Annotated in this window: 13 protein-coding genes; 8 read left to right on the top strand and 5 right to left on the bottom strand. The window is 68.0% G+C overall.

What is annotated here, in order from left to right; genetic code table 11:
* From C667_RS05320 to C667_RS05330, 3 genes are all read right to left on the bottom strand, one after another.
* Nucleotides 1-596, bottom strand: a 596-nt coding sequence (locus C667_RS05320) for a YgiQ N-terminal domain-containing protein (RefSeq protein WP_503169809.1), incomplete at its 3' end; no start/stop codon positions are given.
* Between the two features lie 312 nt (nt 597-908).
* The gene (locus C667_RS05325) at nt 909-1,421 is read right to left on the bottom strand and encodes an RES family NAD+ phosphorylase (protein ID WP_004358179.1); all 513 of its coding nucleotides are present in this window, start codon (nt 1,419-1,421) and stop codon (nt 909-911) included.
* The gene (locus C667_RS05330) at nt 1,421-1,897 is read right to left on the bottom strand and encodes an Xre family toxin-antitoxin system antitoxin (protein WP_004358181.1); all 477 of its coding nucleotides are present in this window, start codon (nt 1,895-1,897) and stop codon (nt 1,421-1,423) included. The genes C667_RS05325 and C667_RS05330 overlap by 1 nt, the downstream gene beginning before the upstream one ends.
* A 148-nt stretch (nt 1,898-2,045) precedes the next feature.
* Between C667_RS05330 and C667_RS05335 the strand changes: the two genes are divergently transcribed.
* Together C667_RS05335 and recJ are read left to right on the top strand one after the other, a co-directional pair.
* Entirely contained in the window at nt 2,046-3,152 is a 1,107-nt protein-coding gene (locus C667_RS05335) for a hypothetical protein (protein WP_004358182.1), read from the top strand.
* 183 nt (nt 3,153-3,335) lie between these two features.
* Nucleotides 3,336-5,027 (top strand): single-stranded-DNA-specific exonuclease RecJ, encoded by a 1,692-nt coding sequence (gene recJ / locus C667_RS05340; protein ID WP_004358184.1) that lies wholly within the window; start codon nt 3,336-3,338, stop codon nt 5,025-5,027.
* Here the strand turns inward: recJ and C667_RS05345 are convergent.
* The gene (locus C667_RS05345; RefSeq protein WP_245538429.1) at nt 4,952-5,842 is read right to left on the bottom strand and encodes a Crp/Fnr family transcriptional regulator; all 891 of its coding nucleotides are present in this window, start codon (nt 5,840-5,842) and stop codon (nt 4,952-4,954) included. The genes recJ and C667_RS05345 overlap by 76 nt on opposite strands.
* 172 nt (nt 5,843-6,014) lie before the next feature.
* On the opposite strand from C667_RS05345, the gene C667_RS05350 reads away from it, so the two are divergent.
* The 3 genes from C667_RS05350 to C667_RS05360 all read left to right on the top strand — a co-directional run bounded on the left by C667_RS05350 (nt 6,015) and on the right by C667_RS05360 (nt 7,431).
* A complete protein-coding gene (locus C667_RS05350) occupies nt 6,015-6,203 on the top strand; it encodes a CsbD family protein (RefSeq protein WP_004358188.1) in 189 nt (62 codons plus the stop codon).
* 116 nt (nt 6,204-6,319) lie between these two features.
* A complete protein-coding gene (locus C667_RS05355) occupies nt 6,320-6,652 on the top strand; it encodes a DUF1840 domain-containing protein (RefSeq protein ID WP_004358190.1) in 333 nt (110 codons plus the stop codon).
* Nucleotides 6,653-6,747: 95 nt separating this feature from the next.
* Nucleotides 6,748-7,431, top strand: a complete 684-nt coding sequence (locus C667_RS05360) for an alpha/beta fold hydrolase (protein WP_004358192.1) — start codon at nt 6,748-6,750, stop codon at nt 7,429-7,431.
* 116 nt (nt 7,432-7,547) lie between these two features.
* On the opposite strand, the gene C667_RS26630 is transcribed toward C667_RS05360, so the two are convergent.
* Entirely contained in the window at nt 7,548-7,673 is a 126-nt protein-coding gene (locus tag C667_RS26630) for a hypothetical protein (protein ID WP_004358193.1), read from the bottom strand.
* Between the two features lie 116 nt (nt 7,674-7,789).
* Between C667_RS26630 and C667_RS05365 the strand changes: the two genes are divergently transcribed.
* Genes C667_RS05365 through C667_RS05375 form a run of 3 tightly spaced genes read left to right on the top strand, consistent with a single transcriptional unit; the run spans nt 7,790 to nt 12,969 of the window.
* Complete coding sequence (locus C667_RS05365; RefSeq protein ID WP_004358196.1) at nt 7,790-9,169, top strand: Crp/Fnr family transcriptional regulator; 1,380 nt, start codon at nt 7,790-7,792, stop codon at nt 9,167-9,169.
* On the top strand, nt 9,138-11,906 hold the full coding sequence (locus C667_RS05370) for a chemotaxis protein CheB (RefSeq protein ID WP_004358198.1): 2,769 nt from the start codon (nt 9,138-9,140) through the stop codon (nt 11,904-11,906). The genes C667_RS05365 and C667_RS05370 overlap by 32 nt, the downstream gene beginning before the upstream one ends.
* The gene (locus C667_RS05375; RefSeq protein WP_245538430.1) at nt 11,887-12,969 is read left to right on the top strand and encodes a GGDEF domain-containing protein; all 1,083 of its coding nucleotides are present in this window, start codon (nt 11,887-11,889) and stop codon (nt 12,967-12,969) included. The genes C667_RS05370 and C667_RS05375 overlap by 20 nt, the downstream gene beginning before the upstream one ends.
* The last annotated feature ends 50 nt before the right edge of the window (nt 12,970-13,019 follow it).

Here is a 13,019-nt window from a genome sequence, read left to right on the forward strand (position 1 = left end):
CCCGGCTTGACCATGAAGGCGGTGCCGCGCAGGTCGCGGATGGACTCGACCGGCTCGCCTGCGTCGAGCCGATGGGTCAACGCCACCAGCGCGCGCTCGGCGTTGCCGAAGAGCAGGATGTCGGCCTTGGAGTCGGGCAGCACCGAGCGCCGCACCTTGTCCGACCAGTAGTCGTAATGCGCGATGCGGCGCAGCGAGGCCTCGATGCTGCCGATCACGATCGGCGTGCCGGGATAGGCCTCGCGCGCGCGCTGGGCGTATACCGTCACTGCGCGGTCGGGGCGCTTGCCGGCCTCGGCATTGGGCGTGTAGGCATCGTCGGAGCGGATCTTGCGGTCGGAGGTGTAGCGATTGACCAGCGAGTCCATGTTGCCCGCGGTGATGCCGAAGTACAGCCGCGGCCTGCCCAGCGCGCGGAAGGGCCCAGCCGAGTGCCAGTCGGGCTGGCTGAGGATGCCGACGCGGAAACCGTGCGCCTCGAGCAAGCGTCCGACGAGGGCCATCCCGAAGCTGGGGTGGTCGATGTAGGCGTCGCCGGTGACCAGGATGACATCGCACTCGTCCCAGCCGAGCGCGTCCATCTCGGCGCGCGACATGGGCAGGAAGGGGGCGGCGCGGCGGCCGCGCGCGGCCCCGGAGAGGATGCTGGAAACCGTTGATTCGCCGACGGAAACCATGGCGTTGGAGGCAGGATGTGAGCGCATGATGGGCGCCATTGTATCGGGCGAGGCGGGCGGGTGCGGCATCGTTACGCGCGCGCCCGCGTGCGCCGGAACGCAGCCAGGTGGTTTCCGGGCTGAGGCCGGCCAGGCGCTCGCTGGCAAGGCGCGTCAAGATTTATTTCTGCTGGAAAACGGATCGGATCCGAGTCGATCGATTGGACTCCCCGCCCGCCGCTCGCACCCCCTTCACCACAACCGCGCATCGGGCCGGTATTGGATACGCCGCGTCCTCACCCGGCGCACATCCGGGTGCGCGGGGTTCAGCAGGTAATTCCAGCCCACCGGCACGACCACCGAGGGCACGCGCAACAGCAGTGACGTGCCGCGCGCCAGCCAGTCGTCGCCGATGCACTGCGAAGCAGCGCTGCCCACTGACCAGTCGACGTTGTCCGCATGCCAGTCTTCCGGCAGCACGACACCCTCGGCGGTAGCCACGGCTACGGCGGGCACGATCGCCTCGACCGCGACCATCTCCCGCGGCGGGCGCATCGGGGTGTGCACCCGCTTTTCGAGCTGCGCCAGCGCGAGGCTGTCGGCGAGGTAGATCACCGGTCGGCCGACGCTGTTCCAGCGCCCGCCGACCGCGGCGGCGCCGTTGCCCGCGCAGGCGAAATCCTCGGCGGCGCACAGCAGCGCGCCGGTTTCCAGGTCTACCCAGTCCTGCGCCAGCCGCCACAGCGTGGCCGTGCGTGCGGCCATCAGGCGGCGGTGCCGGCCATGATGCGGCGCAAGGCGTTCATCACCGCCTGGTGGCCCGGCGTGGTGACGAGCAGTTCGATGGGGATCGCGCCGCCCAGCACCGGGATGGGGGCGCCGAGCCACTCGCGGGCGGCGGCTTCGTCCCCGAACACCCGCGTGGCCGCACGCTCGACGTCGATGAGGCGGGCGACGCGGTCGGAGTCGTCCTGTGACAGCGGCTTGCCTTCGCGCACACGGCGGTCGTAGGTGGCCGGCGCCATGCCCAGCAGCTGCGCCAGGCTGCGCCCGCTGCGCCCGAAGCGGTGCGCGAAGGCATCGAGCGAGCCGGGCTCGAAGCCCTCGCGCACCATTTGGTCGCGCTCGAGCGCCGACGCAGCGTGCAGGTAGTGCTCGATGCTGGCCCCGCCCAGCGCGCCTCGCGCAGCGTAAGGGACGGCGGGCTCTCGCGTGGATGGGCTCGGCTTGCTGGCGGACATTTTGATCACCTGATTGCTCAATGTGAATCAATTGAATCCCTTCGACCCCAATCTGTCAAGCCACCGTTGCTGCTGCAGTGGGAATTCGCACGGCGGGTCGGTCCGGTCGCGCGTGCTAGACTCGCGCGCTTCCAACGAAGCGATCCCGATGCAGATACAGCTCCTGATTCCCGGCCTGCTATGGCCTGTCGCAACCTTGCTCGGCCCGGCCTCCGGGCTCGCGCTCGACGGGCTGGCGAGCCTGCTCGGCCGCGGGCGGCGGCAGGTGACGGCCTTCGAGCCCTACGACCGCCAGCTCGCGCGACTCTTCGGCCTGCATGGCGACACCCTGCCGCTGGCGATGCTGCGCCGCCTCGGCGAAGCCGATGCGCGAGCGCCCGAACCGGGCAGCCACTGGCTGTGCGCCGACCCGGTCAACCTCTCGTTCGCACGCGAGCACCTGCTGCTGCAGGCGTTTCCGGATGAGGAGCTGGACCCTGCCGAGAGCGCCGAGCTGGTTGCCGAGCTCAACGGCATCTTCGCCGACCTCGGCCGCTTCGAGGCGTGCACGCCCACGCGCTGGTACCTCCGCCTGCATCGGCCGACTGCTGTCACCCTCTACCCGCTCGACGACGTGACCGGGCGGCCGGTGAAGCACTTCCTGCCCGAGGGCGAGGACGCCCGGCTGTGGCAGCGCACCATGAACGAGGCGCAGATCGTGCTGCACAACCATGCGCGCAGCCGCGCCCGCGAGGAAGTCGGGCGGCGCGCGGTCAATAGCGTGTGGCTGTGGGGCGCGGGTGCACTCGACACGCCGCCGCAGGCCCCGGCGCGCCGGGTCCAGGCCACCGACCCGATCAGCATCGGGCTCGCGCGCGCCGCCGGCGTGGCGGTGGGCGCGCCCGATCCAGGTGCGGCACTGACGCAGGACACGCTGGTCGTGCTCGATGCGCTGCGCAAACCCGCCCAGCAGCTCGACCTCGACACCTGGCGCCGGGGGCTGGAGACGCTGGAGCGCGCCTGGTTCGCCCCGCTCGCCGAAGCCTTCCGCGCCGGCCGCCTCGACACCGTGCGCCTGACGGCCCCGGGCGATCGCGGCACCCTGCAGCTGGAACTGCACCGCAGCGAGCGCTGGAAGTTCTGGCGCAAGCCCTACGCCTTCGACGCGCTGCTGAAATCCATCGCCCCCGCGCCGATGCAGATGCAGATGCAGATGCAGATGCAGATGCAGATGCAGATGCCCCACCCTACAGGCCCCACCGATGCCCCCCGGTAGGAGCGGCGGCCGCCGCGAACACGACGGCTCGACGAGCGCCGTCGCGCATAGAGCGCCGCGGTTCGCGCCTGCCGGCGCTCCTACAGGAACCGTCGCGGCCCCGATGCCCGGCAGGAGCGGCACACGCCGCGAGCACGGCGGCATCCCCATGAACGGCGCCCGTACAACCCAGTTCCTCGACCGATGACCCGAATCCAGCCTCGCTCCGTCCCGCAGCAAGCCTTCGCCCGCCTCGCCGATGCCGGCCTGCATCCCCTGCTCGCCCGCCTCTACGCCGCGCGCGGCATCCGCCGCGCCGACGAGCTCGACACCAGCCTCAAGAACCTGCTGCCGCCCGAGGCGCTCACCGGCACGACCGAGGCCGCGATCCTGCTCGCCGACGCGATCGAGGCCGGCGCGCGCATGGTGATCGTCGCCGACTACGACTGCGATGGCGCCACCGCCTGCGCAGTGGGCGTGCGCGCGCTGCGCGCCTTCGGCGCCGACGTGCATTACCTGGTGCCGGATCGCGTGACCCTGGGCTACGGCCTCACCCCGGCGATGGTCGAGATCGCGGCGCGCCTGGAGCCCGACGTACTCATCACCGTCGACAACGGCATCGCCAGCGTCGAGGGCATCGCCGCGGCGCGCGCCCACGGCATGGCCACGGTGATCACCGACCACCACCTGCCGGGCGACGTACTGCCCGAGGCCGACGTGATCGTGAACCCCAACCAGCCCGGCTGCGAGTTCCCGAGCAAGGCGCTGGCAGGCGTGGGCGCGATGTTCTACACCATGCTCGCGCTGCGCGCCGAGCTGCGTGAGCGCGGCGCCTTTTCCGGCGCCAAGGAACCCAACCTCGCCGAGCTGCTCGATCTGGTCGCGCTCGGCACCGTGGCCGACGTAGTCAAGCTCGACCGCAACAACCGCATCCTGGTCGCGCAGGGCCTCGCCCGCATGCGCGCCGGCCGCCTGCAGCCCGGCATCCGCGCGCTGTTCGGACTCGCCGGACGCGACCCGGCGCGCGCCAGCACCATGGACCTCGGCTTCATGATCGGCCCGCGCCTCAACGCCGCCGGCCGGCTGTCGGACATGAGCCTGGGCATCGAGTGCCTGATCACCGACGACCCCGGGCGCGCGATGAACATCGCCCAGGAGCTCGACAAGCTCAACCGCGAGCGCCGCAGCATCGAGGCCGGTATGCAGGAGGAGGCGCTGGCCCGACTGGAAGGCTTCGACGCCGGCAACCGCGCGACCGTCGCGCTGTTCGAGCCCGACTGGCACCAGGGCGTGATCGGCATCGTCGCCGGGCGCATCAAGGAGCGCCTGCACCGCCCGACCATCGCCTTCGCGCGCGCCAACGACGGCGAGCTCAAGGGCTCCGGACGTTCGATCCCCGGCCTGCATCTGCGCGACGCGCTCGATCTCGTCACCAAGCGCCACCCCGATCTCATCGTCCGCTTCGGCGGCCACGCCATGGCGGCGGGCCTGACCATCCGCGAGTCCGAGCTCGCGCGCTTCGATGCCGCCTTCGAGGACGTGGTCGGCGAGCTGCTCGAGCCCGCCCAGCTCGAGCGCCGCATCGACACCGACGGCAGCCTGGAATCCGGCTACTTCGCGCTCGATGCCGTGCGCCTGCTCGAGCACGAGATCTGGGGCCAGGGCTTTCCGGCGCCGGTGTTCGACGACGTGTTCCGCGTCGAGCGCCAGCGCCTGTTGAAGGACAAGCATCTCAAACTCGATCTGTGCCGCAACGCCGCGCGCTACGAGGCCATCCAGTTCAACCACGCCGGCGGCGCCCCGGAGCAGATCCACGCGGCCTACCGCCTGGGCATCAACGAGTTCCGCGGCGTGTCGAGCGTGCAGTTGATGCTGGAGCATTTCGAAGCGGCCTGAGCTTCGAACAGGCGGTCGCACTCCGCCCGTACCGCGCGGTAACACTCGCAGGCGCGCGCCTCGAGGCCGGCGCGATCATTCACCGTGATGTGTCCACGCCGATAACGGATCAGGCCCTCCGCCTGCAGCTTGCCCGCCGCCTCGGTGACCGCCTCGCGGCGCACGCCCAGCATGTGCGCGATCACCTCCTGGGTGACATCGACCTGATTGCCCGGCAACAGGTCGAGACTCGACAACAGCCAGCGGCACAGTTGGCGATCCACCAGATGGTGGCGATTGCAGACGATGCTGTGTGCCATCTGCGTCATCAGCGCCTCGGCGTAGCACAGCGACAGGCGCTGCAGACTTCCGCCGCGGTCCCGTTCCCGGCACATCACCTCGGCAGGCAGGCGCCACGCCTCGCCACCGCTCTGCACCGTCATCGCAAAGCGCGTGCTCACGCCCCCGAGCACGAGCGGAATGCCGACCAGGCCGTCCTTGCCGGTCATCGCCAGTTCGGCCGACGCGCCGCTGTCGTTGGCAAGTATCAGCGCCACGATGGCGGTGGTGGGAAAGTACGCAAACTCGAAGGGCGCACCGGGTGCATGGAGAAGCGTGCCCGGTACCAGGGTGACACGCTCGAGCTCCCCCACCAGCCGCGCATAGTCGCGCGCTGGAAGCGCCGCCAGAATCTGGTTCTGGCGCGGATCGTGTATCGGAAGCCCCATCATGCCGCCCCTCTGCTGCTGATACCGCCATTCGGTTTGGGCTGCGGACAAAGACCCGCTGCGCGACGTGTGTCCGGTGGAATTTGTATTCCTTATGTCGGCACGCATCTGTTCGACGGCGCACGCAGGCGCTGATGACAAGCCCGGCAATTTTCACCGCGGCTTATGTGCCCTGACGTACAGACCGCCCTGATGGATGCGCCCACCCTGCATGAACCCGCTGCCGGCCACCGTCCGTGCAGCGGCGCCGAAAGGCCAACCCAGAGCGAAGGAGACGAGCATGAACAAGGATCAAGTCAAGGGCCGTGTGAAGGAAGCGACCGGCAAGGTGAAGGAAATCACCGGCAAGGTGGTCGGCAATGAAAGCCTGGAAGCAGAAGGCAAGATCGACCAGGCAGTCGGCGAGGTCCAGGCCGACTACGGCGACCTGAAGGAAGACATCAAGGACGCGGTCAAGAAGACCGATTGACAACACACTCCGCCACGGCACAAGACGTGCCGGCGGAATCGAACCCGGATCGGTTCTCCATGCGATCCTCATGCTGAACATCCGGCGGGGGTCGCCACACCATGAGGCGCCCCGCCATGTTGATCACCTTCAAATCCACTGCAAGCAACGATGTGCTGATGTTCGACACTGCCGCGAAGGATTTCCTGCGCTGCATCGGCAAGGCCCCGGATGCGGCCACCGGGATCATCACGGTGGACCAGCTTCCGGCCGCCATCGACAGCGTCCGGGCAGCCATTGCGGCCGACAGGACGCAGCCGCTCACGGCGGTCGACAACGCCGGCAAAGAAGTGGCTGGCGGGGACGACGAGCACGATGAGCGCGTCGGATTCGGCGTGCGTGCGGTGCCGATGCTCGAGCTCATGGAGCGCGCGCTGGCCGAACGCGCACCTGTGGTCTGGGGCGTTTAGCCGGCACGGCAACGCGTGCATTTCGCCTTTCGCGTTTCGCATTTCGCACTCACCGCCCGAGGAGAACCACCATCAAGAACCCCAACCTGGTCCTTTTGCCGGGACTACTCAACGACGCGAGCCTGTTCGAGCAACAAGCCGAAGCGCTGGCCGACGTTGCCGGCATCACCATCGCAGACCTCACCGGCGCTGCCACGATCAGGCAGCTTGCCGCCGACACACTCGCCGCTGCGCCGGACGGACAGTTCGTGCTCGTCGGCCTGTCGATGGGCGGCTACGTCGCGCTGGAGATCATGCGTCAGGCGCCCGAACGCGTCCGCGCGCTGGTGCTAATGAGCACGAGCGCGCACCCGGAGACACGCGAAGCCACCGCCGCGCGTGAGAAGCTCATCGAGCTCGCCGAAACGAAGTTCCAGACCGTCATCGAAACCCTGCTGACGCGCATGGCGCACCCCGATCATGCACGCACGCCCGAGGTCGGCGGCATGTTCCAGTCATCCGCCAACGGACTGGGAAAAGAGGTCTTCGTGCGTCAGGAACGCGCCATCATCGGCCGCATCGACAGCCGCCCCGGGCTCGCCCGCATCAAGTGCCCGACCCTGGTGATCTGCGGCCGCGAGGACGTGATCACGCCACCCGCCGTGCACGAAGAACTGGTCGCGGCAATACCCGGCGCGAAACTGGAGGTCATCGAGAACTGCGGCCACCTTTCGCCACTCGAGCAGCCCGAGCAGGTCACCGAGATCCTGCGCAACTGGCTGCGCACACTGCCGGGTTGAAGGACGGCAGCCGCACCCGCCAACAGGTCATCAGGAGCGCGCGTCCGGAGGCCCGCCGGATTCCCTGCCGGTCCATTCAGCGCGGAGGTGTTGACCTGCCATATCGCCAGCGTGAGTCAGACGACGGCGCCGAACAGCGCGCCGACACCCGCGGTCATCGCCATCGCCAGTGCGCCCCAGAAGCTCACGCGCCACGCCCCGGCGACCTTCCCTGCGCCACGAGCGTCCTGCCGAAGCGGCATTCGTTTCTTGGTGGACTATCATTGCATTCGGGCTGCATGCATCTGTTCGGCAGCGTACCCCGGCCCCTGACAACGCCCCGCGCGCACCAGCGCGCGGCAACTGAAAGGAGACCACGATGAGCGAGCCCCTGCCGCCCCCCGCCGGCGAGAACCGCATCCTCGCCACCCTTCCGGCGGACGAGCGTGCACGACTGATGGACGATCTCGAGCAGGTCACCCTGCCGCTCGGTCATGTGCTCTACGAACCGGGAGACGTGCTCGGCTTCGTGTACTTCCCGACCTCCTGCATCGTGTCGCTGGTGTTCACCACCGAAAACGGCGCCACCGCCGAGCTGGCCATGATCGGCAAGGATGGCCTGGTCGGCATTCCGCTGGTACTCGGTGGCGGAACCTCCACCCACAAGGCGGTGGTCCAGTGCGCAGGCACGGCGTGGCGGCTGCGCGCCGATGTGATGACCTGGGAGCTCAACCAGCACGGCCACCTGCTGCGCCTGGCGCTGTCCTACACGCAGGCGCTGATGACGCAGATGGCGCAGAGCGTGGTGTGCAACCGCCATCACGCGGTGGATCAGCAGTTGTGCCGCTGGCTGCTGCTGAGCCTGGATCAGTTGCCAGACAATCAGTTGAACATGACCCAGGAGCTGATCGCCAACATGCTCGGCGTGCGCCGCGAGGCGGTCACCGAGGCGGCGGGCAAGCTGCAGGCCGCCGGCCTCATCCAGTACCGCCGCGGGCAGATCACGGTCACCGACCGCCCCGGCCTCGAAGCGCGTGCGTGCGAGTGCTACAGCGTCGTCCGCGCGGAGTACGAACGCCTGTTCCACCTCCCGCAGGTAATCCTGCCCAGCGACCGTGCGCGGCCCAATCCGGCCACCCTGCGCAAGCGGGCCGAAGCGCGACTGGAGAAAGAAAAGGCCGACCGGCTCGCAGCATCGAACGCAGCGTCGGACGCCGAAGCGGACGCGGCATGGCAGCAGGCACGGCTCGTGCACGAACTCGAGGTGCACCAGATCGAGCTCGAGATGAGCAACGAGGCCCTGCGCCAGGCCTATGACGACGCCGATGCGCTGCACCGCAAATACGCCGACATCTACGACTTCGCCCCCATTCCCTATTTCACGCTCGATGAAGCGGGCGTGATCGTCCAGTTCAACCTGGCCGGGGCGATCCTGCTCGACATCCAGCGCTCGCATACGCGGCCTCACCGCTTCGCCGCGTTCGTCAAGCCCGAGTTCCTGCCCGTGTTCAATGATTTTCTGGACGAAAAGCTGCGCGGCAGGTGCCGGCGAAGCTGCGAGCTCGTGCTGCTCGCCACCGCCCATCACCCGGAACGGCCGGTCCGTATCCAGGCCGTGACCGACGAGAGCGGTCGTGAAATCCAGATGGCGGTGCTCGACATCTTCCCGAGCGGGCAAGCGGCGGACCATGATCGCCGCCACACGGATCCTCAACATCAGGTAGTCAATGACCGCACAGCCCAGGCGTCCGCGCAGTAATCCGCGCACGAAGTCAGCGCCCCCGCCAGCCGCCACGCCCGGCGCCGAGCCACGCGGCGACACGCCCGCAACGGCCTTCCCGATCGTCGGCATCGGCGCCTCGGCGGGCGGGCTCGAGGCCCTGGAGCAGTTCCTGGGCAGCGTGCCGCCCACTTCCGGCCTCGCCTTCGTGGTCGTCCAGCACCTGGATCCGACCTACAAGGGCATGATCGTGGAACTGCTGCAGCGCGCCGCCACCATCCCGGTCACCCAGGCCGAGGACGGAATGAAGGTCGAGCCCGACCATGTGTATGTGATCCCGCCCAACCGTGACCTGTCGATCCTGCACGGCGTGCTCTACCTGCTCGAACCGGCCGCCCCGCGCGGCCTGCGCCTGCCGATCGACTTCTTCTTCCGCGCGCTCGCCGACGACCAGCAGGCACTCGGCATCGGCGTGATCCTGTCGGGCATGGGCTCGGACGGCATGCTGGGCCTGCGTGCGATCAAGGAAAAAGCGGGAGCAGTGTTCGTCCAGACTCCCGCCTCGGCCAAGTTCGACGGCATGCCGCGCAGCGCGGTCGATGACGGCCAGGCAGATGTGGTCGCAAGCGCAGCAGAGCTGCCGGGCCGCATCATCGGCTACCTCCAGCACCTGCCAACACTGACCGAGCTGCTCCCCCGCCAGTCGACAGACACCAACCAGAGTGGCCTGGAGAAGGTTCTGGTGCTGCTGCGTGCCCGCACCGGCCACGATTTCTCGCTCTACAAGAAGAGCACGCTCTACCGCCGCATCGAGCGCCGCATGGGGCTGCACCAGATCCCCCACATCGGCGACTATGTGCGTTACCTGCGCGAGAACCCGCAGGAAGCCGAGCTCCTGTTCAAGGAATTGCTCATCGGCGTCACCCGCTTCTTTCGCGACCCCGAGGTCTGGAAGCAGTTGCGCACCGAAGTCCTGCCGGCGCTGCTGGCCACTCACCCCGAGGGCAGCGTGCTGCGGGCGTGGACGGCCGGCTGCTCGACCGGCGAGGAGGCCTACTCGCTCGCCATCGTCTTCCGCGAGGTGCTGCGGGACCTGACGCCCGCCGCACGCCATGGCCTGCAGATCTTCGCCACCGACCTCGACCATGACGCCATCGACAAGGCGCGTACCGGGAACTACCCCGCCAACATCGCCGCCGACGTCGGCGAGGAACGCCTGAAGCGCTATTTCGTGCAGGACGAGCACGGCTATCGGGTAAGCAACGAGATCCGCGAGATGGTCATCTTCGCGCCGCAGAACCTGGTGATGGATCCCCCCTTCACCCGGCTCGACCTGCTGAGCTGCCGCAACCTGCTGATCTATCTCGAAGCCGAGCTGCAGAAGAAGCTGCTGCCGCTGTTCCACTACAGCCTCAAGCCCGGCGGCGTGCTGATGCTGGGCAGCGCGGAAACGATCGGCGACGCGACCGATCTGTTCGCCCCCCTGCCCGGGCGAACCCGCCTCTACCGGCGGCAAGACCACGATGCGCGCACCGAACTCGCGGGCTTTCCATCGGCGTTTGGCCAGACGCGCGGATCGACCGCGGTGGCGACCGGTGCAAGCACGGCCGCCGAGCCTTCGTCGCTGTCGGCCCCCAACCTGCAGGCACTCACCGAGGCCCAGCTCCTGCTGCACCACTGCCCGCCCGCGGTGCTGACCAACGACAAGGGGGACATCGCCTACATCAGTGGCAAAACCGGAAAGTACCTTGAGCCGGCCGCCGGCCAGGCCAACCTGAACATCTTCGCCATGTTGCGCGAGGGCCTGAGCGGCGCGGTGCATGCCGCCTTCGGCAAGGCGCTGCGCCAGAAGGCGACCGTGTGCCTCAAGTCCCTGCGCGTCGGGACCAATGGCGGCACGCAGTACGTTGACGTCACGCTGCAGCCGATGATCACCCCGGGTACCGCGCGCGACATGGTGCTGGTCGTGTTCAGCGACGTCATCCCGCCCGACATGACGCCGGTCGCCGCCGTGACCGATCATCTCGGCGCGCATCGCGCCAGGCTGAGCGCAGCAGAAGAGGCACTCAAGCAGTGCCGCGACGAGCTGCACATCACCCGCGAGGAGATGCAAAGCTCGCAGGAGGAGCTCAAGGCCGCAAACGAGGAGCTGCAGTCCACCAACGAGGAACTGCAGAGCACGAACGAGGAACTGACCACCTCCAAGGAGGAAATGCAGTCGATGAACGAGGAACTGCAAACGGTCAACCACGAACTGCAGGCCAAGGTGGACGAACTGTCGCAGGCCAGCGACGACATGAAGAACCTGCTCAACAGCACTGACATCGCCACCCTGTTCCTCGACGACGACCTCAGGGTGCGCCGCTTCACCAACCAGACCACGACCATCATCAAGCTGATCCCGGGCGACGCCGGCCGCCCGGTCACCGACCTCGTCACCGAGCTGGACTACCCTCAACTGGCCGATGACGTGCGCGAGGTGCTGCGCTCGCTGATCTTTCACGAATGCCGCGTGCCGGCGCGGGACGGGCGCTGGTTCGTGGTGCGCATCATGCCCTACCGCACCCAGGACAACCGTATCGACGGCGTGGTGATCACCTTCGTGGACATCACCGTGGCCAAGACCCAGGAGGACACGCTGCGCGAGGCACTTGCGGCGCTGCAGGGCCGTTTTGCCGAGCAGAGCGAAGAGCTGGATCGTTCCAGGACCCTCGAGGCCGTGCTGACGAAGGCGCAGGACATTCTGGAGCTGCGACTTGCCAGAAGCACGAAATAGCGACCCCGGGGTGCGTCTGCGGCTGCGCGCAGAGCGGCGGCTGCAACGCCTGGGACGTATCGGCAAGGCCGCCGCGAACCAGACCGCTCACGACAACGAGCGCCTGCTGCATGAGTTGCAGGTACATCAGATCGAGCTCGAGATGCAGAACGAGGACTTGCGCAGCGCACGCGCGCAGCTCGAGGCCGCGCTCAAGCGCTACACCGACCTCTATGATTTTTCTCCGCTGGCCTACTTCACCCTCGATCGCATCGGCACGATCCTGCAGACCAATGTTGCCGGCGCAAGACTGCTCGGCCTTGAGCGCAGCCATCTCGGCCACACGCGACTGGGGGCCTTCATCGCCACCCACGAGCTGCCCGGGCTGAATGCTTTCCTGGGCCAGGTGTTCGACGCCCAGCCCGTGCCCGCCCGTGAGTTGCACCTCGCCGGCGATCATGCACCCCCGCGGATCGTGAGCATCGAGGCCACACTGGCCCCGGACAGACTCAGTTGCAACACGGTCGTGACCGACATCACCACGCTCAAGGCGCAGCAGCAGCAGCTCGAACGCATCGCGCATTACGACCTGCTCACCAACCTGCCCAACCGCATTGTGCTGGCCGACCGCCTGCAGCACGCCATGGCCCAGTGTCAGCGCCGCGGACGCTCGCTCGCCGTGGCCTACCTCGACCTCGACGGTTTCAAGGAAGTCAATGACCAATACGGGCACAAGATCGGGGACGACCTGCTGGTCATCCTTGCACAGCGCATGAAGGCCGCCCTGCGCGAGGGAGACACCCTGGCACGCATCGGTGGCGACGAGTTCGTCGCCGTGCTGGTCGACCTGGAGCACTTGCAGGACTCCACGCCGATGCTCGTCCGCCTGCTGCAGTCCGCTTCGGCACCGGTGTCCCTGAGCGGCGTGACACTGCAGGTCTCCGCCAGCATCGGCGTGACGCTCTACCCGGAGGACCCCTCGAATGCCGACCACCTGCTGCGTCATGCCGACCAGGCGATGTACCAGGCCAAACAGGCCGGCCGCAACCGCTATCGGTTATTCGGCATGCACGAGAGCGCCTGAAGCCCCTTCACCGCTTATGTGCGCCAGCATACCGACGCCCTCCGCAACAG

The sequence above is a fragment of the Thauera phenylacetica B4P genome, from assembly GCF_000310225.1.
GTDB lineage: Bacteria > Pseudomonadota > Gammaproteobacteria > Burkholderiales > Rhodocyclaceae > Thauera > Thauera phenylacetica.